At 28.9% G+C, this 21,830-nt stretch carries 17 protein-coding genes, 1 pseudogene and 2 CRISPR repeat arrays; of the genes and pseudogenes, 2 read left to right on the forward strand and 16 right to left on the reverse strand.

All coding sequences use genetic code 11. The features are described 5' to 3' along the window. Positions 1–48: 48 nt before the first annotated feature. The 4 genes and pseudogenes from ABDZ69_RS10975 to ABDZ69_RS10990 all read right to left on the reverse strand — a co-directional run bounded on the left by ABDZ69_RS10975 (position 49) and on the right by ABDZ69_RS10990 (position 3,049). Positions 49–1,302 (reverse strand): annotated as a pseudogene (locus tag ABDZ69_RS10975) (IS256 family transposase). Positions 1,303–1,330: 28 nt separating this feature from the next. Next, a complete protein-coding gene (locus ABDZ69_RS10980; RefSeq protein ID WP_343769518.1) occupies positions 1,331–1,774 on the reverse strand; it encodes a hypothetical protein in 444 nt (147 codons plus the stop codon). Further along, a complete protein-coding gene (locus ABDZ69_RS10985; protein ID WP_343769519.1) occupies positions 1,771–2,793 on the reverse strand; it encodes a hypothetical protein in 1,023 nt (340 codons plus the stop codon). Before ABDZ69_RS10985 ends, ABDZ69_RS10980 begins: the two co-directional genes overlap by 4 nt. A 40-nt stretch (positions 2,794–2,833) precedes the next feature. Then, positions 2,834–3,049 carry a hypothetical protein gene (locus ABDZ69_RS10990; RefSeq protein ID WP_343769521.1) on the reverse strand — a complete coding sequence of 72 codons (216 nt, stop codon included), beginning with the start codon at positions 3,047–3,049 and terminating at the stop codon, positions 2,834–2,836. 248 nt (positions 3,050–3,297) lie between these two features. On the opposite strand from ABDZ69_RS10990, the gene ABDZ69_RS10995 reads away from it, so the two are divergent. Continuing rightward, a complete protein-coding gene (locus ABDZ69_RS10995) occupies positions 3,298–3,564 on the forward strand; it encodes a hypothetical protein (RefSeq protein WP_343769523.1) in 267 nt (88 codons plus the stop codon). Positions 3,565–3,668: 104 nt separating this feature from the next. Continuing rightward, positions 3,669–4,172 (forward strand): hypothetical protein, encoded by a 504-nt coding sequence (locus tag ABDZ69_RS11000; RefSeq protein WP_343769524.1) that lies wholly within the window; start codon positions 3,669–3,671, stop codon positions 4,170–4,172. A gap of 387 nt (positions 4,173–4,559) precedes the next feature. After that, positions 4,560–5,373: direct repeats of the CRISPR family, unit length 30 nt; unit sequence ATTTAAATACATCCTATGTTAAGGTTCAAG. Positions 5,374–5,554: 181 nt separating this feature from the next. On the opposite strand, the gene cas2 is transcribed toward ABDZ69_RS11000, so the two are convergent. From cas2 to ABDZ69_RS11060, 12 genes are all read right to left on the reverse strand, one after another. After that, entirely contained in the window at positions 5,555–5,845 is a 291-nt protein-coding gene (cas2, locus tag ABDZ69_RS11005) for a CRISPR-associated endonuclease Cas2 (RefSeq protein ID WP_343769526.1), read from the reverse strand. Continuing rightward, on the reverse strand, positions 5,846–6,844 hold the full coding sequence (gene cas1b / locus ABDZ69_RS11010; RefSeq protein WP_343769528.1) for a type I-B CRISPR-associated endonuclease Cas1b: 999 nt from the start codon (positions 6,842–6,844) through the stop codon (positions 5,846–5,848). 10 nt (positions 6,845–6,854) lie between these two features. Then, positions 6,855–7,346: a CRISPR-associated protein Cas4 gene (cas4, locus tag ABDZ69_RS11015; RefSeq protein WP_343769529.1), complete on the reverse strand. Its 492-nt coding sequence runs from the start codon at positions 7,344–7,346 to the stop codon at positions 6,855–6,857. An 8-nt stretch (positions 7,347–7,354) separates the two neighbouring features. Further along, positions 7,355–9,964 carry a CRISPR-associated helicase Cas3' gene (cas3, locus tag ABDZ69_RS11020; RefSeq protein ID WP_343769530.1) on the reverse strand — a complete coding sequence of 870 codons (2,610 nt, stop codon included), beginning with the start codon at positions 9,962–9,964 and terminating at the stop codon, positions 7,355–7,357. Positions 9,965–10,012: 48 nt separating this feature from the next. After that, positions 10,013–10,765: a type I-B CRISPR-associated protein Cas5b gene (gene cas5b / locus ABDZ69_RS11025; protein ID WP_343769531.1), complete on the reverse strand. Its 753-nt coding sequence runs from the start codon at positions 10,763–10,765 to the stop codon at positions 10,013–10,015. A gap of 2 nt (positions 10,766–10,767) precedes the next feature. Next, entirely contained in the window at positions 10,768–11,718 is a 951-nt protein-coding gene (locus ABDZ69_RS11030) for a type I CRISPR-associated protein Cas7 (protein ID WP_343769532.1), read from the reverse strand. 1 nt (position 11,719) lies between these two features. Continuing rightward, positions 11,720–13,438: a type I-B CRISPR-associated protein Cas8b/Csh1 gene (cas8b, locus tag ABDZ69_RS11035; protein WP_343769534.1), complete on the reverse strand. Its 1,719-nt coding sequence runs from the start codon at positions 13,436–13,438 to the stop codon at positions 11,720–11,722. Between the two features lie 12 nt (positions 13,439–13,450). Beyond that, positions 13,451–14,143: a CRISPR-associated endoribonuclease Cas6 gene (cas6, locus tag ABDZ69_RS11040; RefSeq protein ID WP_343769535.1), complete on the reverse strand. Its 693-nt coding sequence runs from the start codon at positions 14,141–14,143 to the stop codon at positions 13,451–13,453. A gap of 191 nt (positions 14,144–14,334) precedes the next feature. Beyond that, positions 14,335–15,411: direct repeats of the CRISPR family, unit length 30 nt; unit sequence ATTTAAATACATCCTATGTTAAGGTTCAAC. 204 nt (positions 15,412–15,615) lie between these two features. Continuing rightward, positions 15,616–16,896, reverse strand: a complete 1,281-nt coding sequence (locus ABDZ69_RS11045; protein WP_343769536.1) for a helix-turn-helix domain-containing protein — start codon at positions 16,894–16,896, stop codon at positions 15,616–15,618. A 151-nt stretch (positions 16,897–17,047) separates the two neighbouring features. Beyond that, a complete protein-coding gene (locus ABDZ69_RS11050; protein WP_343769538.1) occupies positions 17,048–19,000 on the reverse strand; it encodes an oxidoreductase in 1,953 nt (650 codons plus the stop codon). A 33-nt stretch (positions 19,001–19,033) separates the two neighbouring features. After that, positions 19,034–20,407 carry an APC family permease gene (locus ABDZ69_RS11055; protein ID WP_343769540.1) on the reverse strand — a complete coding sequence of 458 codons (1,374 nt, stop codon included), beginning with the start codon at positions 20,405–20,407 and terminating at the stop codon, positions 19,034–19,036. A gap of 235 nt (positions 20,408–20,642) precedes the next feature. Beyond that, positions 20,643–21,644, reverse strand: coding sequence for a hypothetical protein (locus ABDZ69_RS11060; protein WP_343769541.1), 1,002 nt, complete (start codon positions 21,642–21,644; stop codon positions 20,643–20,645). Positions 21,645–21,830 lie beyond the last annotated feature (186 nt).

The raw sequence follows: 21,830 nt of genomic DNA on the forward strand, positions 1-21,830 counted from the left end.
TTAATAAAAAGCCTTTGGCTTGCCCGTAGGTGCGTAGGTAGACAAGCTCTAAATTGCAGTGCTATCAAATCTTTCTTCGAAATGTATTGATAGCTGCGCTAGCACCAATGCCCAGTTTCTTACGTTTTGGGTCCACTTCTTGGTTATATCTTGACTTGCAAGGTATAACATCTTTAATAAGGAATCATCCGTTGGAAAAATACTCTTAGATTTAGTTACCTTTCTAAGTTGCCTATTGTAACTTTCCATAGAATTTGTAGTATAAATTAGTTTACGTATCTCTTCTGGATATCTAAAATAGGTAGATAAATCTTCCCAATTATTAACCCATGAATTAATTGCTATAGAATATGAATCATTCCACTTAGATTTCAATTTATCAAGCTCTATCAACGCCATTTCTTCAATTGACGCTGAATATACTAGCTTAAAATCATTGCAAAATTCTTTTCTATCTTTCCAAGGTATGTATTTAGTAGAATTCCTAATTTGATGTATTACACACCTTTGAATTTCAGTATTAGGATATAGCTTTTATGGCATCCTTAAATCCAGTAAGACCATCTATCGATGCTATGAAGATATCTTTTACTCCTCTGTTTTTCAAGTCCGTTAGGACACTTAGCCAATATTTAGCACTTCCATTTTCACCTACCCATATGCCTAAAACTTCTTTATAACCTTGCATAGTAACACCAATTATTATATATGCTGCTTTATTTATAACCTTACCATCGGATCTTATTTATAATGTATAGCATCAAGAAAAATTATAGGGTATATGGAGTCCAATGGTCTGTTCTGCCATTCTTGTGCTATAGGAGTTATTTTATCTGTAATCCTTGATATTAACGTAGGGGAAACATCTACACCATATATTTCTTCTAGGTGTGCACTAATATCTCTAGTGGTCATTCCCTTTGCATACATTCCTAATACCTTATCTTCTATACCTGATATATCATTCTCATACTTTTTAACAGCCTTCGGTTCAAATTCTCCTTGCCTGTCTCTAGGAATTGCTATATCCACTTCTCCAAAGTCAGAAATTACTTTTTTAGGAGAACTTCCATTTCTACTGTTTTTAGTTGTTTTATTTTTGTAATCATACTTAGAATAACCCAAATAATCCTCTAACTCTGCCTCTAACATTTCTTGAAGTGTACCAGCAAATAAGTCTTTTAATGCTAATTGTAACTCTCGAGCTGTTGTTAAATTGTTTTCTCTAATAAATTCTCTTAATAAATCTTTTTTACACTCTCGACTTAAGCTATAAATATTAAATAAAATTCCCTGTCCCATAAATTATTATAGGGATAGGGAATTTTATTTAATCCTGCGAAAGATGGTTAAATTTATCCATTGAAATATTTGATATGTTTATGTCTTGTCCATATTCTTCTTTAAGTAATACTTCCAAGGATTTTCTTACATTTTCTTCCTTTAAATCTTCTTCATTAAGTATTTTAAAGTCTAAATTCCAGTCATAGTCACCGCTATTATCGAAAAATCCACTGGCAATCTCTATTATTTCATTTTTTCTTTCCTTATCCATAGGACTTCCTGATACTACTAAAACCTTGATAAAGTTACTCTTAATAAATTCGCTTTCATTACCAAGGCCCTTTAAATATGGAAAATCCTCTATGGTACTCTCTCTATTAAAATCCACAATTAGCATATAGCAAATTAAGCTTCCCAAAACACCTTCTCTTAACTTAAATAATTCCACATTTTTCAATCTTAAATCTCTAAATAATCTAATAGGCTTCACTTTATAATACCTCCTTTTATTTTTTCAAACTCAATTTTTTCATATTTTTTATCATCAACAATTATAAATATATTATCATCTACTCTCTTTATTTCTTTATAATTTTTATTCTCTGTAACTAACTCATAGGAACTATCCATGATTTTACCTATTCCATAATAAAGATTTTTACTTTCATTAATTTTAATTGTACCTTCGGTTAATGAATAAGGTGTTTCTGTATCCACATCGTTATTTGAGGTAAAGTAATCCAAGCTAATACTTGGTGTTGCTTCATATGTATATTTATTATTTTTTTTCGTTATTTCAATAATAAATATGGTATCAATTGATTGTTCACTTTTAACCTTTGACTTTGCTTTAAAAATAAGAATAGATTTATCTTCAATCTTCTTTTCTAGAATTTTAATAACTTCTTCCTCTTTTATACTGCCAGCCTTAGCCTTAAGAGCTGCTTCTAATGCCAAACTGTAACTTTCATATTTTGGTCTTCTATCTACCTTAGTCATTATATTAGGCAAGTACATTATTACTATAACTAAAGATAATGCAAGATTTCTATATATTCTTTTAGCTTTATTTTCTAATCCTATTTCTTCTTTTAAACATCTCAAAAATTGTTTAGCCCCTATTATTTCTAAACCATTTTCATTTATATTTATAGTTAAATATTCTCTCCAAAGGGTTCTAATTAGAGAAGATTTAAAAATTATATGTTTTTCATCTCTCCTTACTATAGACCAATGGATTTTTTTCATTGCATCTTCTACTTTAGACAGCATTTCTTCATTTTTTTCTTCACATGTAATTTCCATTCTGTTTTCTTTATGATAATGTATTGAAAACAGACTATAAGAGAAACTAAAAGCAAGCAAAGATATCATTTTGCCACTAAAATTTTCCCTTATAGATTGAAAAAATAAAGCTAGTGTGCCAATACCCAAAAATGTTATTACAAGCATAGAAATTAATATTTTAAAAAATATCACTATGCTATTATTTTTATCTATTTTATGCAAATCCCATTCCCCTATCATTAAAGTAATATTTTATTAAATTTCACTCTCTAGTATATAATCCAAAAGAATTAGTATATGTATGAGTTTCTCCATTATTATAATTTACTTCTAGTTTTTGTCCACAAGAATAACTTTTTATATTATGAATTTTGTCCCATTCTAAATCTTCACCAAACATTACTTCTAAAATACTTGAGTCCATCTTTTGTGTTATATCACCATCTATCCAGTCTATTGGTATTACTTCCTTGCTCATCCTTTCATTTCCTCCCTTGTTTTTTTCTCTCTAATTATATTATACCATGCATAGTATATATTTTTTATGATTTTAACTTTACAAACCATTCCCAGTCTTTGCAATAATATACATAGTTTGTTAATATATAAGTATGAATCAAATAAAATGAGCATAGTCTGTATTTGTAGTTAAGATAGACGGCTTATAAATTCAGCCAAAACAAATAGATATTACGAATTAATATCAAAATATTGGAGGGAAATCCCGTGAGTCGTGATGAAAAATTCATTAAAAGCTGGGAAAAAGAAAGAGGCAAAGGGAAATTTAAATATATGCTAGCTAGTTTTATAAAATTTATATTAGCATATTGGGCAACTATCATAATTATAATTGTTGTCCAAGGAGATGATTTTCAAAGATTAATAAAATACTTACCTATATTCTTTGGGTGTTTAATAGGATTTACAGTTATGTTACCTTTAAATTGGAATAGGAATGAAGAAAAATATAAACAACTTTTAAGTGATGAATAACATGCTTCGATTTTGATAGTACACATTTTTCTTAAATTTAGTTAGAACAGTAGAGTAATGTGACATAACTATTTTAATTGATACAGTTAAAAGGAGGAATCGATATGTCATTGAAAATGAACAATAAATTTAAGTTAACTATACTAGTCTTTTTACCCTTTATAATAGGTTTTTCTATTGAGAGATTATTAACAGTGGGTATTACAGGAGACAATCAGTTATATTTAAATTTAAGCAGTATTTTATTGTCTCTGTGGATATATGGTGGTGGAATAGTATTCTGGTTTTGTGTGGGAAGAATGTTCGGAAATTTAAATATGTCTACGGTAAAAAGCTTTATTTTAGGTAATATTGCGTGGGGCATTTCATTTATCTTATACACTTGGCAATTTAAGTTGGTGGATGATAGCAGTAGGAATCTTTTTATATCAGCCATATCTCAACATTACCCGCTAGGTTTCGTAAGTTTAGGGTCTAGCATAATAGGAATGTTTACAAGGCATTTAAAAGGAACTACAGTGATCTTAATTGCTTATTTCTTAATGCTTATGGTATTTAGCCTAGGTTTTATATCTACAGTTCGCTCAAAAATAATAAAGCCTAATTAGTTTAAGTTAAAATAAAAGTAACATTTGATAATGCTCTATTCTTCTTAGAAGACGGAAAAGGAATTCAAAAGCGTGTCTATTTTACTTCATTCAGCTGGGAAAAGTGTTGATCTTTTGTGTAAAAATCTCTTGTCTATTAATCTATCAAATCTATTTGTGAAACTTAAAAGAGCTAAGTATATAATGGTAGGAGCGCCTTTTTCGAAGCGACGTCATTATATACTTAGCTCTCTATTTGAGAAACCAATTTAGTTAGATGATCAGTTTTTTAAATATTACAGAAATCTCCTAAAATGAAATACTAAACATATATTTATTCACTGTAACTCCTTTTCCTTTTCTCGAAGGAGGAAGCGATTCACACCAAATCAAAAATTTTGGTTCTCTGATTAAATACATCCTATGTTAAGGTTCAAGCATATGGGTTTCCTTGCCAAGATATTTCTGTAGCTATTTAAATACATCCTATGTTAAGGTTCAAGTAAATCCAACATCGCTTTGCACACAGGCAAGAATGCATTTAAATACATCCTATGTTAAGGTTCAAGCATCTCCTTTTCTCACCATGCTACCTTCACATATAATTTAAATACATCCTATGTTAAGGTTCAAGAGAATAAATAAGTACTAATAGGGTAAGGTCTATAAATTTAAATACATCCTATGTTAAGGTTCAAGGGGAAGAGGAAACGTGGGAACCAGATTATTTAGAATTTAAATACATCCTATGTTAAGGTTCAAGCACTTGCAGTTAGAACAGATGCTTTAACCGAGGGTGATTTAAATACATCCTATGTTAAGGTTCAAGTTCAGATACGCTGCTGTTTATCAAGTTAGACTTTATTTAAATACATCCTATGTTAAGGTTCAAGTTCCAGAACCATATTGATATACATAACCAACTACTATATTTAAATACATCCTATGTTAAGGTTCAAGTTTTTACCTTTTATCTTCTTTTCAAATTCTTCTCTATTTAAATACATCCTATGTTAAGGTTCAAGTAATGCTTTAAAGAATTTAATAGTAAACAATAGATTATTTAAATACATCCTATGTTAAGGTTCAAGTTAATAACGGTTTTCTTATATCTTCCGCTATGCATATTTAAATACATCCTATGTTAAGGTTCAAGGGTTAATTCTATTTTATCAGCCTTGTTGGTAGTATTATTTAAATACATCCTATGTTAAGGTTCAAGCACTGTAAAATAGGCCTTCTTTATTTCTATAACATCATATAACTCTATGTATTTACTACATTTCGCGAGATTTTTCCCAGGCATTTTCATATAATATAACTTTCAGAGAGAAACTCAATATAAAACATTGATATATATAGCTTTATGTAAGTTTTATTTATAAATTCACTTGGGAAAATTTTTATAATATAAGATCTTCTCCTGTATTGTTTTGTCTGTTTCCTAGTACCTCTTCACCATAAACATTATTATTCATTAACTTTATAATGCATATAAAGTCTTCATTTTCATCTATTATTTTATTTAAGTCCTTCTTTAATAATATAAGTTTAGATGGCGTTAGCTCTCCTCTAAACACAGATTTTTGAAAGTGAGATAAATATTTTTTACATACTTTAAACACTTTGTTGACTCTTTTTTCTTTAACATCATAAAAAAGAAAAGCATAATTATAATTTAAATTTTTACTCATTTACATTTTCTCCTTTAAGCTGAAAGGTTTAAATTCTTTATCTTCTAATACAAATTTTATAAGCTTATAGCAATCTAGTTTTATGGCAGCCCTATAGCTTATCTTTCTTTTAAGTTTTTCATGAAGAAATATATTATCTAGCCTTTCTTCAAAGGCAGTAATAAATATCTTTCTACCTTCTTCATTTAATAAACAATAGTTAAGATTCTTATCAAAGTGCTTTCCTACCTGTAGCCTTTTATTGTTAACTAATTCAAATATGGTTTTATAAACTAATATTGGCTTAAAAGCTTCACTTATGTCTAAACTTAGAGAAAATCTACCTTCTGATGGTTCATGAAGAAAGCTAATCCTTTGATCTAAATGAGTATAATATATAGCAGTTATTGTTTTTCCATACAACAAGGTGTTTCCAAAGGAAATAAGCGCATTTATAGGATTATCTGGTGGACGTTTTACCCTCTTATTCATAACAAAATCCTCTGGAAGTATATTCTTAAACTCTCCATAAAATCTTTGCCAAGCTTCACCCTCCACTTGCATTATCTGTTTAATATCATTGGCCTTATTTAAATTTATTTTCATATTGTTTTTTATCCAATCAATAGTTTCTTTTACTTCCTTTTTGCCGTGTTTATAATAATGATATAAAACCTCATATATATTTTCCCCTATGGCTTCTACTATAGCTTTTGCCACTACTAACCTCTTAGTGTTGTAAACATCCACCTGTTTAACAAGTAATTTACCACTGTTATACTGATTTTTAGGATAAAAAGTGCCGCTATATCCCCCATAGTAATTAAAAAAATGCATTATTATATTATTTTGAGATAAAAAATCCAAAAGCTTAGTATTTATACTTATCTCTGACATACAGTAAATTTCTTTTGTATTTTCTATTGGTATATAAACATTTTTATTGTCTTTTCTAAAACATAAAGAATTATCTTTTCTTGTAAGCTCCCCCATAGAGGTTATATATCTAGTACTCCCCATGGCCATCCTCCTAAATATAGCAATATTCAAAATATGCACACTTTTTACACTTAGGTTCGTTGATAACCTCTGGTGCATATTCTTGCAATAATAAATTTTCTATAGCCTTTGTTATTTCTTCTACTTTTAATAATTTTTCATCATCTAATTCTATAATAATTGTGCTTTTGCTTTTATTTTTTTCTACAAACTCAAGTTTACCTTTTCTCTCTATTCCTTTGTCCCTTAATACTTTTAAATATAATAATAATTGCCACTTAGCCGACTCTATATCTGCATCTGATTTTTTTACTTCCGTTAAATATTCTTTTGTAAGCTTGTCTATTTTTATGTTATCTATACTTATTTCTGTTTCCTTATTTTTTTCACTCTTAACCTCATGAATAGCTTTTCCTATTTTTACATCTTCACTATTATCTTCTAAATTAATTCTATTACCATGAAGCCAACATTGCCTTTTGCAATGGAAGTAATAGTTCATTAGTGTACCATTAACTTTCATGTTACCTCCTATATAAAATCTCCAATACCTTTATTAAAATTTTCCCTATTAAATTTACCATTCAAAAAATAATTTTCTCCATTAGGTATATAATATATATCCCCAATCCTATCCTCATAAGTAAAGTCATTTTTATTTATTTTATACAAAAAATAATTTAATTTTGATGAAATTTCAGATAGTTTAACCTTCTTTTCTGCATAGCTTAATTTATTATTTTTTAATAAATCAATGTAGTCACTCCAAACTTTTTCTCCTTCTAAAATTTCACCATTTTCTAAATCTATTCTTCTATTTAAAAATACATTGTACTCATAACGTTCATCTATAAGCTTCATCCTCTCTTCCACTTCTCTGAAATTTAATTTGTTTATGCTATTGTTTATAAACTCCTTAAAATTCTTATCATCATATTTATTTGCCTTCTTATTCAGTTCTTCTAGTACATAGCTATAAAATTCTTCAAAATTTTTATTAATAAGTATTTCTCTTATATGCGTAGATCTTAGATTTATATTTTTTTCTTTTCTAACGTCATTTTTATAGATATTAGCTGCAGAGTCTAAATCAAAGAAATATACTTTGCACCCTGTTTTTTTACAAGAACGATTGATTCTTCCTAAAAATTGTTCCTCGGAGTCTAGCATAGATATATCCTTATATCCTATATCCATATCAATATCTACACCTGCTTCTATTACTTGAGTAGCTACTAGTATAATGTTTTTATTGCTATGGATTTTATTAATAATAGCATTTCTATCTATGCTATTATCATCTCCTGTCATAAGCTCTATATCCTTCTTTTCACTATCCTCTAATAATTCATTATGCTCTTTTAGCTTATTGAAAAAATCCATAGCGCTTTTCTTTTTTATAAATTCTATTAATATGTTACCTTCTGTTTTCCTGGAACTTTCAATAACATGATCAAATAACTTATCTTGAATATCTGATTCAATTTCTAGTAATGAAAAATCTAATTCTACCCTATTTTTAAATATAGGATTGGTAAAATATTTTTCCCTGTGGTTTATTAAATTTACTGTTTCGATTTCACTGTCTATAAGCTTATTTAAATTTGGTAATGTAGCTGACATTATTATAAACTTGATATTTAAAATCTCAGAATAATATTTTAAAAAAGTTATTATCTCTTTCCATATGCTATTTTTATAGCTTTGTATTTCATCCAATATTACAATGCTATTTGCCATTTGAACCAGTGGAAATAAGTTATCCTTGGAAGTTCCAAATAAATAATTAAATATACTTACATGGGTAGTTAAAACCATGGGGTAGTGCAAGAATTGTCTATGAAGAAGAGCTTCTTCATAATTTACATTTATAACATCACTATCTTCATTTTTATCTATTTCTTCTATTTTCATTTCATTTTTTATTTTTGTTTTAATTGGTACAACGGAATTTATTATAGCTATATCTTCCATAACACTACTATTTTTAAAAATCTTTTCTAAAGTTTTAATATTTTGTTCCACCAAAGTATTAAATGGGTATACATAAAATATCTTATTTGCCTCTTTTGAATTTTCTATGGTTTTAAAGCTCAAGTTTAAACTTACATTACTTTTACCACTTCCTGTTGGTGCCTCTAAATAAAATATATTTTTGTCTATGTTTTTAATAAAATTTTTCTCTGCATCAAGAAACATCTCATTTCTTAATATATTGATATTATCTACATCTTTAAAGTCTTGAATTTTACCATAACTTTCTTCTTCATACTTTCTTATACCCTTATAAATTTCTGTATCTTTAAATACTTTATAGAATATTCCAATATCCTCTATTTCTCCAAAATCATCTATTTCTTTTTCATTTTTAAATTCGGAGGTGGAGTAGTAATCACAAGCTAATAAAATAGAGGTTAAAAATCTTTCATAAATATAAAAACATATAGATATTTCATTGTTTTCTTTTTCGTATTCATCTAATGTCTTTTCAATTGAATTAAAGACTCTATCTAAAAGTTGATTTTTTTCATTAAATATTATTTTTTCATTATATGTTTTATTGAAAATTATCAGTTGTTCCGTATATAGTTTTTTTCCTTCTCCATCACAATTTAAAAACTTTTCCCTAAACTCATTTAAACTATCTAACGCTCCATGATGTTTAGATATTATATAAGAGTTTATCACCATAAATAATCTTAAAATATTTTGTTCGTTTTTAATTTCATGTTCTTTTATTTTATTAAAATATTGATTCATGTATATCAATGAAGAAAGCATGGAATGTTTTGAGTTATTTACTTCTAATCCTTCATCCCCTTTAAATTCCTTATTATTCATTTTTACATATTGAAAATTACAATTAATCTTTCCTATATCATGCATATACACAGTATTAAGCATCATTTCTTTATATAATTTTTTCCCTTTATCAGAAAGTTTACTTACTAATACATTTTCAAAATTTAAAAATACATTGTCTAATTTCTTTTTTTCAATGATTTTATAGAAATATTTTAATGATAAATCAATATGCTCTTTCAATGTTTCTTTTTTATTTCCATCAATATGAGCATATATTTTTTCGCTATTTATTATAAATTTTTCTAAATCAAATTTCTCTACTCCATGAAAATACATAACTACCTCCTATTTATTTAATAAAAAGGAGGGTTGACCCTCCTACATTTAAAAGAAAAATATTGTTTTTTCATTACATTTATACACTAATGAATCTTTTACACAATTCACCTTTGAATTAGTGTATATAAAGGTTCCTAAATTGTATTTGTTAGTTTCTTTATCTAAGGTTATTGGTAACATTTCTTCATATTTATATATGGGAACATATTCTTCATCCATATCATCAAAATCATCTTCATGTTCAATAAATTTAAAATTTTCCTTTATAAATAAACTGTCTATATTATATACATTTGTTGATTTTTCTACATTCTTAATAATATCTATATTTGTAATATTAGCTATGTGATCATTCTTTCCTAAATAAGGTATATACTTAAACTTCAACTTTTTCATTCTCTCTGCTAATTCCTTCTCAATTTCTCCCTGAATAAGTATATATATATCCCATTTAGGTTCTTCTAGCCATTGTTCCTTTACTATAAGGTTTCCCCCTTGCTCTTTTGAAGCGTAACCTACAGAGTTATTAAAAACTTGAATCTTTTTAGGTATATACCCTTTATCATTTCTAGGCACTATACCTAGCTTAATATCTTTAAGATTCTCATAAAATTCAGGATATACTTGATTTTTATTCTGCTGCTGATCATTGTAACCTTTATACCCATTTATAGCTCCTAATATCCCAAGTAAAGCTACTTTATGAATATTACCATAAGTGAAATAATAATAGGTATTCACATCAGGCTTCTTAAAAAAAGCTGTCCTCCCACTTAAAGTAAATTTTAAAGCATCCATTCTTACACCTCTTCTTTAGTAAAAATGTTAAACTTCTTAGCTTTCTCTATATTCGCTAAAACTTCTATGGTATATGGATTATAGTATATTTCTACATTATAAATTCTATCTTTTAGTGTATTTAGTAATTCATCACATTTTAAGGTTATGGTACTCTTATTATCATCCTTCTCAAAATCTATATATTGAGATAAATCAGGTAAATATAAATCAGATTCTGTTTCTACAAATAAAGCAAATTCATTTTCGCATCCAATTTTTGAATTGGTACTATATGATGTAGCTGCTACCATTGAAGCTTCTTTAAATTTTTTATAATCTTCTTCTGTATAACCTTCTGTTACTCCTAGTTCCTTAAATTGATCATATGTAGATGGGTTTATAGCAAAAGGATAAAAGTAATGCGCCTCGTTACTAACTATTTTAGTTCCTAAAGTAGATGATTTAGCATCTTCCTCTTCATTTTTCCCTTCCTTTTTTGCTGCATCTCTAAAAGGTGAAAGAATTTGTTGTTCTTCTGCGTTAGTTTCATCATATCTATTAAATCCCTGTCCAATTTGAACTGCTCCAGTTATGGAAATGTTATTTCCTTCCTCAGCAAAAGTAGCACCAAAGTTTTTAACGTCTATAGCACTAAATAAATTTAATAAAATTTTTTTACTATCTTTATTTTTCTTTAAATCTTCTTCATTAAAAATATATTCATATCTTTCTTTCAAGGATCTTGGTAAAAGTTCAATTTCCCCCTTTTTATTTTCTTGTAGTCTTACAGATTTTATATATAAAACCTTTTCTCCTTGCTGCTCCCACATCTTCTTCATAGGATATTTAAATGCTTTGTCGCTTCCAAACACGTCTCCCGCTGATGTTGTTTTAGGATATCCAGTAAAATCTGCATTCCAATTGCTCATCCTTGAAGCTATCCCCAACACTCCATATACTCTCTTATTCATTTTATTTTTCCTCCTTCTCTGACTTCTCATATATTAAACTGCTATGTAAGTATCCCGCTATGATTAAATCTTCTTCAATTTTTGTTTCTGGTTCATAAGCTGAAACCATGGCAAACAAATTTCTAAACCTTCTATTTGAAGTATTTATTGTGTAATTGTATTTCTTATACATTCTTCTTAATTCATCTTTTATTCTTTCATCTGATTTTGCATTAATAATTGGATTAGCAAGAGAATGTACTTTGTTTTTTCCCTTACTTAATGAAATAAAATAATTAACCAATTGCCCTACGGCAAAGTAGTATTCTTTATCATTTTCTATAAATTCCGTGTCATTTTTATTTATTTTTTCTCTTAATGAATTTTTCACATCCATTAAAACATCTGCCATATTATCTCCTCCTTGAAAATAGTTTGACAATGAGCATCTTAAGTTAAACTGTTCACTAGCTTTTAACAAATATCCATTGTTTATTGAACCCTTTATTAAATCTAAACTACTGAAGTTTAAAATTTTCCATACATTGTTTTTATTACCTTTATAGAACCAACTAAAAAGAGTTGTTCTTGATATTAACAAATTTCTTTTTAAACAATTATCTTTTATACTTAAATCTTTCGCTTCTGTAAAATAATTTGCCATTAAAAATTTACTAAAAAACACTTCGTTTATTATATTTTTCATACCTTTTATGCTATTTATTGATGTATATTCCAGTCTAGATTTTTCAAGCTCCAGTACATTCCTCAACTTCATAGGCTTAATTTTAGGGGCATAGAGCCCTATAGTATCAAAGTCATGAATCTCTACTTCTTTGCCCTTTTTAATCCTTAAATAATAACCTGAAAAATCTTCATCTAGTGTTTCATCATTTGGTAATGCCTTTATTTTATCTTCATTTAGGTAGATATTTATATTTCCAATCGATACTTGGGTCATTAAATAATCAAAAAGCCTTTTTTGCATTAAAACTTCTTCTTGAGATAATAAATAAGGTACCTGCGTTTTTCTGCTCTTATTTTCTAGATATGGTTTTTTTGCGTTTAAACCCATGTTATCATTTGGAAGGCCAAAAATTTGTCCATCTATAATCACATTAAAATCGTTGCTATTATAGATATTTGTAAGTATATATTTTTCACTTTCTTTTTTATATTCTTCTAAATCATATTTAAAAAATATTTTTAAATATGATTTGTCCTTACTATCTTTCTCTACCAAATTATATATATTGTTTTTAATCCAACTTTCAATTCTGTCTATTTTTCTCTCATCAGACTTACCATTCTTTTTTTCTATTTCTTGAAAAAGTTTTTTAGCATTTGCTTTACTATACTTAGTTAATGGATTTTTCAATATTTTATAATAATTTTCTATGATTATATTGGTTATTTTTCCATTATGGATATTTTCTTTTTTTACAAAGAACGTTAAGTAATTATTACTATGTATATTTTTATCAGCTATAGCCTTATTAGAGTCTATATATTTACTCATATAATCTGCTTTACATATAAAATCAAAATATTGGTTAGTTTTATCAATTTCCCTGGTCTTTTTATCTTGCTTAATAATAACCTTTTCTAATATTCTAAAATCATCTTCTAAAGGTTCAACAATTACATACTCTCCATCTGATGGAATATAAGAATCTATTATGTAATTTTCGCCCTTATTCCTGTACTCTTTTTCAAAAGTCTTTATAACATCAGCTAACACTTACTCACCTCCCTAAAGCCACTTATAATTGACAAATCCATATCCCCTTGAATTCATTTCAAGTATTCCTGCTCCTAATGCAAAATGCGCTAATTCCTGGGCCATACTATTTTCAGCAATGTTTACGGTAAGTTTATCTCCCAACATGCGTATGTTTTTATAATTCATTGAAATCGGTTTCATATTTTCAAAATTTAAAAATGTTATAAATTCAAATTCTTCATTAATTGTTTCGTTAAAGAATTTATTATATTTCTTAATTAAGTTTTCCTTTAGTCTTTTTTCATAACTTTCTAAAGTCTCATTTTTTCTCCAGTATCCATTTGGAAACTTAGCCACTGCTGGAGTAATACTATATATTTTTTCTATATATCTTTGAGGAATTATTTTTTTATCAATTGTTAATACTTTAATTTCATCACTATATTCATTCACTAAATTCCTCTGAAAATAATTAGCTAAGTTTTCATCAACTGTCCTTAACTGAATTGTATATATTTTACCAGCTCTATATATTTTAGTTTTTTCTAAAGGATATAAAGATGTATAAACATAATTTTTATATGTATTTTTTTCATGAAAATTTGCATATGCCTCTTCTCTCAAAAGACTTTTATCTACTATCTTTGCTATTGAACTGAGCGAATCTTGATAGCTTATGTCTTTAATTAAATAAACCTTTAAAATTAATTCAGTAACCTTCAATGTCTCACCCCCTTTAATCATAATTTCTATTTAGTTCTATTTTTTCCTCCTTTTTGTCGAAGGAATGACTTTAATTTTATATAAATTTTAGAGGTGACAATTCTAATCATAAAAATGTCACCAAACATAGTTTTTTTCTTCTATGAAATTAATAAAAAAAGGGTTGCATCACAACCACATTTTTCAGACTGATTTAAATAGATCTTATGTTAAGGTTCAACAGATACTCCAAGTATCTTAGATGTTTGATTTAACAGATTTAAATACATCTTATGTTAAGGTTCAACTTTATCTGTATTCTTAGTAAATGGAATGAATGTCCTATTTAAATACATCCTATGTTAAGGTTCAACTAAAACTAAATAAGCTAATCCGAGTGTGAGTGAGCGAATTTAAATACATCCTATGTTAAGGTTCAACTTTTACTCTCTGCTACAACTCTCATTTTTACCTTTATTTAAATACATCCTATGTTAAGGTTCAACATTTTTGTCTTTGCTAACTATTAAATTTACTATCTGATTTAAATACATCCTATGTTAAGGTTCAACTTATATCAGAAATTTTACTTCACTTAAAGTTTTGATTTAAATACATCCTATGTTAAGGTTCAACGTACAAGGTTTATTGCAACTTTATATCCATAATAGATTTAAATACATCCTATGTTAAGGTTCAACCGCTCTGTATTTAATGTTTTCCAGCACCATGTTTATTTAAATACATCCTATGTTAAGGTTCAACCCAATTACAGCAATTGTACGGTGCAAAAAATGCCTATTTAAATACATCCTATGTTAAGGTTCAACATTTACTGAAAACTTTTTACGTATATGAATTATGTCATTTAAATACATCCTATGTTAAGGTTCAACTTTTAAGCTGTTTCCTTTAATATATTTTTATTTAAATTTAAATACATCCTATGTTAAGGTTCAACCTTAACTGCTGATCCTAATTGTATCGACAAGTTAAAATTTAAATACATCCTATGTTAAGGTTCAACTCAATTCCCTGTTTTAGCAAAGCAAATGCCTTTTTAATTTAAATACATCCTATGTTAAGGTTCAACGTTATCAATTCAGTTTTTAGCAGTTCTCCTTTAATATTTAAATACATCCTATGTTAAGGTTCAACGTTTGGGTTAATGGTATTGGGGATATGACGGAAAAATTTAAATACATCCTATGTTAAGGTTCAACGATGGTAGCATGTGGTATAAGTTACTATAAGGAGAGATTTAAATACATCCTATGTTAAGGTTCAACAGCTGTAAAATGGGCATTTGTTATTCTAATGATACCACATAAACCCTTGTAAATGCTACATCCCTCTATTTTTTTACCAGCTGATTTTAAAAAACTTTTTATTATTTATAAAATTCCTTAAACCAATTGATCTTTATAGATTTCAGGTGCTTCTCTTGTAAATAGAGGTTGGTAAAAATATTGTAAGGAACCCTTCAATTTAAACTAAGCATTGTCTTTCACATATTGTTTTGGAGTTAAGCCCATTGTCCTTTTAAATACAGTACAAAAATAACTAACGCTACAAAACCCTAATTGAAAAGCTATATCTTCTACGGATAATTGACTTTGTGTTAAAAGTTCCTTTGACTTTTCAATGCGGTAATTAGTTAAATGTTGATTAAAGGATACGCCAAACAAATCTTTAAATAACCTCCCAAAATAATAAGGGCTATAATTACATAACTTAGCTGCTTTTGCTAAATTAAAATCACAATCATTATAATACTTTTTTATACATTCATCTGCAAATAATCGCATTTTCTCATGGATGTTTTGATGTATTATCATGGTACTTTTCATAATTTCTCCACAAAATGCAATTATAATCTGTTCTATTGAGCTAATAAAATTGCTATTGAGAATATCCTTCATTGCTACTATACTTATGTGGTCAATTTTTTCTTTTTCTATTCCTTGGTCAATATAGTAATTTGATACATGATCAATTAGCTTAACCATATGCATACGAGCGTCAACAGAAGAAGTGTTTGTATCACAAATATGATTAATCATTTCATGTATTACTCCAATATATCCTTTAGAATTCAGATTATCAATATGAAAAATAATTTTTGTGGCAAAACTATCCATGTCTTCTTTACGCAACAAAATATGTACTTCTTCCACCTCATCATAAAAGGTATATGTCCCTCTCCCTTTACTAAAATTATTCTCAAAAGCTTTCTGACATTGAGAATAGGCCCTAGGAAATTGATTGATATTTTCACAAAAGTCACTAATGCCAATTGATATACTTTGATTGGCGAATTTTTTAACATCATCAATTAAAGATTGAGATAAATCTTTTAATTGTTTCCGATGTCGATTTGTATCCCTTTCCTCTTGAAAACATAGGAATGCTCCAATAGTGTCTCTCCCAAGAAAAGAAGCCACCACTCCTTGTATATCCTGATCTTTCAAAGATTTTTCCAATTGATTAATGACGCTTATCTTTTGGGGGTAAATTGAAAACCTAGGAAAACAATTATAAATATCATGGCAATCATCAAGCCTAACCAGAAACAGTATTTGTGGAAGTTTGTCTAGATTAAGCAACTCCAAAATGTAGCTTAATCTACCTAGATTTAAATTTCCATATATAGCACTATACGCAAACTCCTGACAGTAAAATTCATAATTACCTTTCTTTAGGTAGCCATTATAACGTCTAAAAGTGTTTGGAATATCAAATTCTCTGTTTATTTCTGTAATAGACTTGTCCATTATAATCACCCCACTACTGTTTTTTAGAACTTTATTTTGTATTATATTACCATTATATTACTATTATTATATCATAGACTATCTAAACCTTATTAGTGTAAACTTTAAAAAACCGAGTATAATTGAAGATTACACTCGGTTAAAAAGAGAATTAAATTGTCATGCCAATATCGTAGCCACTTCTTACAGCTTCCAGTACCTTTCTAGGTTTAAGGCTATCTCCAATATTATAAAATTCTAGATTATATTTTCTTAGAGCATCCACTTGAGATGCTTTTGATTTTAAACCAGTGGCTATTATAATGGTATCTCCTTCATATTGAATTTCATTACCATCTTTATCTAAAGCAATTACACCTCTATCATTTATAGCTTTGCATTGAGTGTTAGTTATAAGTTCTATAGGCCATTTTTTCATTTCTATCATCAATGCTTCCCTATATAAATATGCTCCGTCTATAATCACATCTGGTCTCATTTCTACCACTGTAATCTTTTTACCCTTTTGTGCTAGGTTTAAAGCTTCTTCACAACCCATTAATCCGCCGCCAATAATAACCACGTTTTCCCCTATATCATGGATTTTTTCCGTAACTTCTATAGCTGTTATTACATTTTTACAATCCATTCCTGGTATCTTTGGTATAATTGGCTCCGCTCCAATGGCTGCCACTACAATATCTGGTGCTAAATGTTCTATAACTTCTTCTGTTACTTCAGTATTTAGTATAACCCTAATTGCTCTTTCATTAACTCTTTTAATAAGTACATCCTTAAATTTTTTAAGATCTTCTTTAAAATCTATATTTTCTATAAGGTTTATTGTTCCTCCTAAAGAATCATTTTTCTCACAAAGTATAACCTCATGTCCCCTATCTGAAGCAGTAATTGCTGCTTGCATACCTGCAGGTCCCCCACCAATTATCAGTACTTTCTTTTTATCCACTGGTGGCTTTGCAACCATAGCTTCCTGCTCTCTTCCTATAATTGGGTTAACAGAGCATTTTAAGCTTCTAATTGGATATTTTATATATGGAACAAAATCTCCACTTAAACAAACTAAACAACGTACACATGGGCTTACATCTTCTTCTTTTTTCGCTATAAGTTTCTTAGGTAAGTAAGGGTCAGCAAGTAGTGGTCTTCCTAGTGCAACTATATCTGCCTTTCCACTAGAAATTATTTCTTCCATAAGTTCAGGATCGTTTATTCCCCCAACTACAGCCACTGGTGTTTTAACTACCTTTTTTATTTCTGCTGCTAAAGGTACGTTAATTCCACGCTCATGGAAAGGTGATGGGAACATATGAGTATTAGTTGCAGGATTATGGAAAGTACAGCTGGAAACATGAATTATATCCACCTTGCCATCAATTAATTTTGCAAACTCTACCATGTCATTAATCGTTAAGCCACCCTCTACGTGTTCAGAACCACTTAAACGGAACTCAATTGGAAAATCTGGACCACACTTCTTTCTAATATTATCTATAACCATTAATGAAATTCTAGCACGATTTTCTAAGCTCCCCCCAAATCTATCAGTACGGTGGTTGTTAAGTGGGGATAGGAATTGATGTAAAAGCCATCCGTGGGCACCATGAATCATTACCATGTCGCATCCGCCTAGCTTTGCCATTTCTGCAGCATCTCCAAAGGCTTCAACCACTTCCTGTATAACCTCTTCGCTCATTTCCACAATAGGCCCTCCAAATAAAGGCTCTCCTGCACTTGGACCATATACTGCACCATTATAATAGTCTTTATTAGCTCTTCTTCCCGGATGAAGCAATTGTATAGAGGCAAAGGCTCCGTGCCTATGAATTGCATCCGTAGTTCTTATAAGTGATGGTAAAATATCAGGATTATCAAGACAAGGCATTCTTCCGTGAGCTACACCAGTTTTAGTATGCACATTGCTTTCACCTATAGTTACAATAGCAGCCCCACCCTTAGCTTTTAGTTCAAAATATCCAATACTTTCTGGTGTTAAAAAACCCTCGAATGTTCCATTTCCTGTATTACTAGGAGCAGCCTCAATTCTGTTTCTTAAAGTTAGTGCTCCTACTTTTATAGGACTAAGTAAATTTTTATAATCTTTCATAACTTTTTCTCCCTTCATCATTACATCTTTTAACTATGCTTCTTCGTAACTTACTTCCATATTTACCTTTCCAGATTTTAACCTTAGTACTGAATAGCCCATAGCAAAGATAGCAACAGCTCCATTTCCTATAAATTCTGCTGGCGTAAGAACTCCAACCAATAGCCATATCTGTGCAATAGTAGATATGGCACCTAAAATACTAAAGAAGGCAAGTACCTTGTAAGAAACATGATATTTTGATTTTGCCCACAAATCTGGAAGTACCTTAGGAAGATTTATTGCTGAATAACATACTATAGCAAAGAATAAATTGTTTAAAATAACGGCCATGTTTCCAATGGTTGATACATTAAATCTAAAAAATATTGGAATCAAACTTTCTATATATAAAAGAGTTAATATGATGTATGGAGTTTTATATTTATTTAATGCTCCAAGACCTTTTGGTAACCATCCATCTACACTAGCTTGTAATATAGGTTTAGTAACCCATCCAAAACAAGCATTTAAGGTAGTAATTAACGCAAACATAGCTCCACCAACTACAAACAACACATATAATGGTTTTGATAAAACTTTTTCAGCCACAAGAGTCAATGGTTGTCCAGCTACCTCTGAAACTGGTAATACCCCTGACGCAACAGTTGACATAAATGCATAGAAAATAGCAACAATTAATGTACCTGCAATAACTGCAAATGGGATGTCTCTAGTTGGGTTTTTAGCTTCAGCTCCAAGATGTATTACAACATTAGCTCCCCCAATAGCCCAAGTAAGCAGTGCCCCAGCTGCAAATAAACCTGAAACTCCGTTAGTCATAAAATCCGGTGGACTAAAGAAACCTGGTTGGATCTTACCTATTCCAAAGGCTGAGAAAACCACAATTGCAATGGTCATAATTACTGTCATTAAAGTTTGAAGCTTAGAAGCTCCTTCCATTCCAAATAGGTTTACTAAATATATAACTGTTAATACCACAAATGCCACTAAGGTCTTATTAATTCCTGGTATTAAAGCAAAGGTATAATCTGCAAAACTAATTGCATACATAGATAGTGCGGACCAAGCTAAGATGTGAATAATTATAAAAAATCCTGAAAATGCCTTATGAGATAAAAGTGCCAGTTGAGTGTAAAATCCCCCTCTCATTCTTATGGTTCCACTTACAAATATCATAGGTACAGTCATGGCTAATGTAAATATTGCCGCTATAAGCATTGCCAAACTAGTAGATCTCCCCGTCATCCCTATAGCAACCCCCGTAAGTGCAAAAACCCCTGAACCGATTGTTTGTCCAATTGCTATGGACAATAGTTCCTTTCTACCAAGTACTCTTTTCAAGTCTTTGGTAGAGGCTAAATTTGTTGATACGTTGGTATTGGTATTAGTAGATGTATTTGACATATAACTCCCTCCTTTAATAAAATTATAGCACCAGCACTATTTGGGGTCATTTAACAAAATTGCTCCAAAATTTAATTTTTTAGCCTTTGTTCAAATATTTAGTATACAAAAACAGAAAAGATTTGGATTTAACCAAACCTTTTCTGTTTCCTTGCTATAAAATTCTTATTATAATCTTACTTTCCCAATTAATAGCGTAATGAAGTTGCACAGTTTGTAAGTACTTTAAAGTATTCTAAAATTTAAGGTATTTTTCAAACTCAATTTCTTCATATTTTTTATTATCCAAAATTATAAATATATTATCTTCTGCTCTGTTTATTTCCTTATAATTTTTATTCTCTGTAACTAACTGGTAGGAACTATCCATGATTTTACCTATTCCATAATAAATCTTTGTATCTTTATCCATTTCAATTACTCCCTCAACCAATGCGTAAGGTGCATTTAATTCCCCTTCATAATCTAACACAAAAAAAGGTGTTGCTAAATACTTATACTTGCCACTTTTTTCTGTTATTTTTACAATACACACTCCGTCAGTTATCTTTCCTTCTTTAAAAAAGGGAAGTTTTGATTTTAAAACTACAATGGATTTATCTCCAGCATTTTTTTCTAAAAGCTTAACAACTTTCCCATAATTTTCGTCACCAACTCTGGATTTAATTGCTGTCTCTAAAGCTACATCGTAACTTTTATATTTCTTGTTTCTATTTATGCTGGTAATTATATTAGGTAGGAATAGCATTAATATAAGTGAAGCTATCGCAATAATCTTGTATATTTTTTTTGGTTTCTTTTTTAATCCTATTTCCACTTTTAAATGCTCTAAAAACTGTTTATACCCTATTATCTCCAAATTTTTTTCATTTATATTAATAGTTAAATATTCTCTCCAAATTGTTTTAAATAGAGAGGATTTAAACACTATTTGCTTTTCATCTCTTTTTATAATAGACCAATGACTATCTTTCATAACCTTTTCTATTTTAAAAATCATTTCTTCATTATTTTCTCCACATGGAATTTCTAGCCTATGCTTTTTATAATGACCCGTTGCAAATAGGCTATAGAATAAACTAAATGTAATGACAAATGATATTTTTCCACTAGTATTTTGCCTTATAGGTCCGAAAAATAATGATAGCACACTACTACATAAAAATGTGGTTATGGACATAAATAATAACAACTTTAAAAATATCACTATACTATTATTTTTATCTATTTTATTCAATCTCTCATCCCTTCCCTTATTTTTTCTTTATCTCTAATTTATATTATACCATGCATAGCATATATTTTTTGTGTTATAAAGTTAAGTCAATTTTATTTGGTATTATAGGTAAAATCAAATATATAATCATGACCACCCGTAAAACGGGTGGTTTGCTCTAGCCCTATAAGGGCATGTTACTGGCTG

Origin of the sequence: Clostridium malenominatum (assembly GCF_039521365.1) — a bacterium.
GTDB classification, from domain to species: Bacteria; Bacillota; Clostridia; order Clostridiales; family Clostridiaceae; genus Clostridium_AW; species Clostridium_AW malenominatum.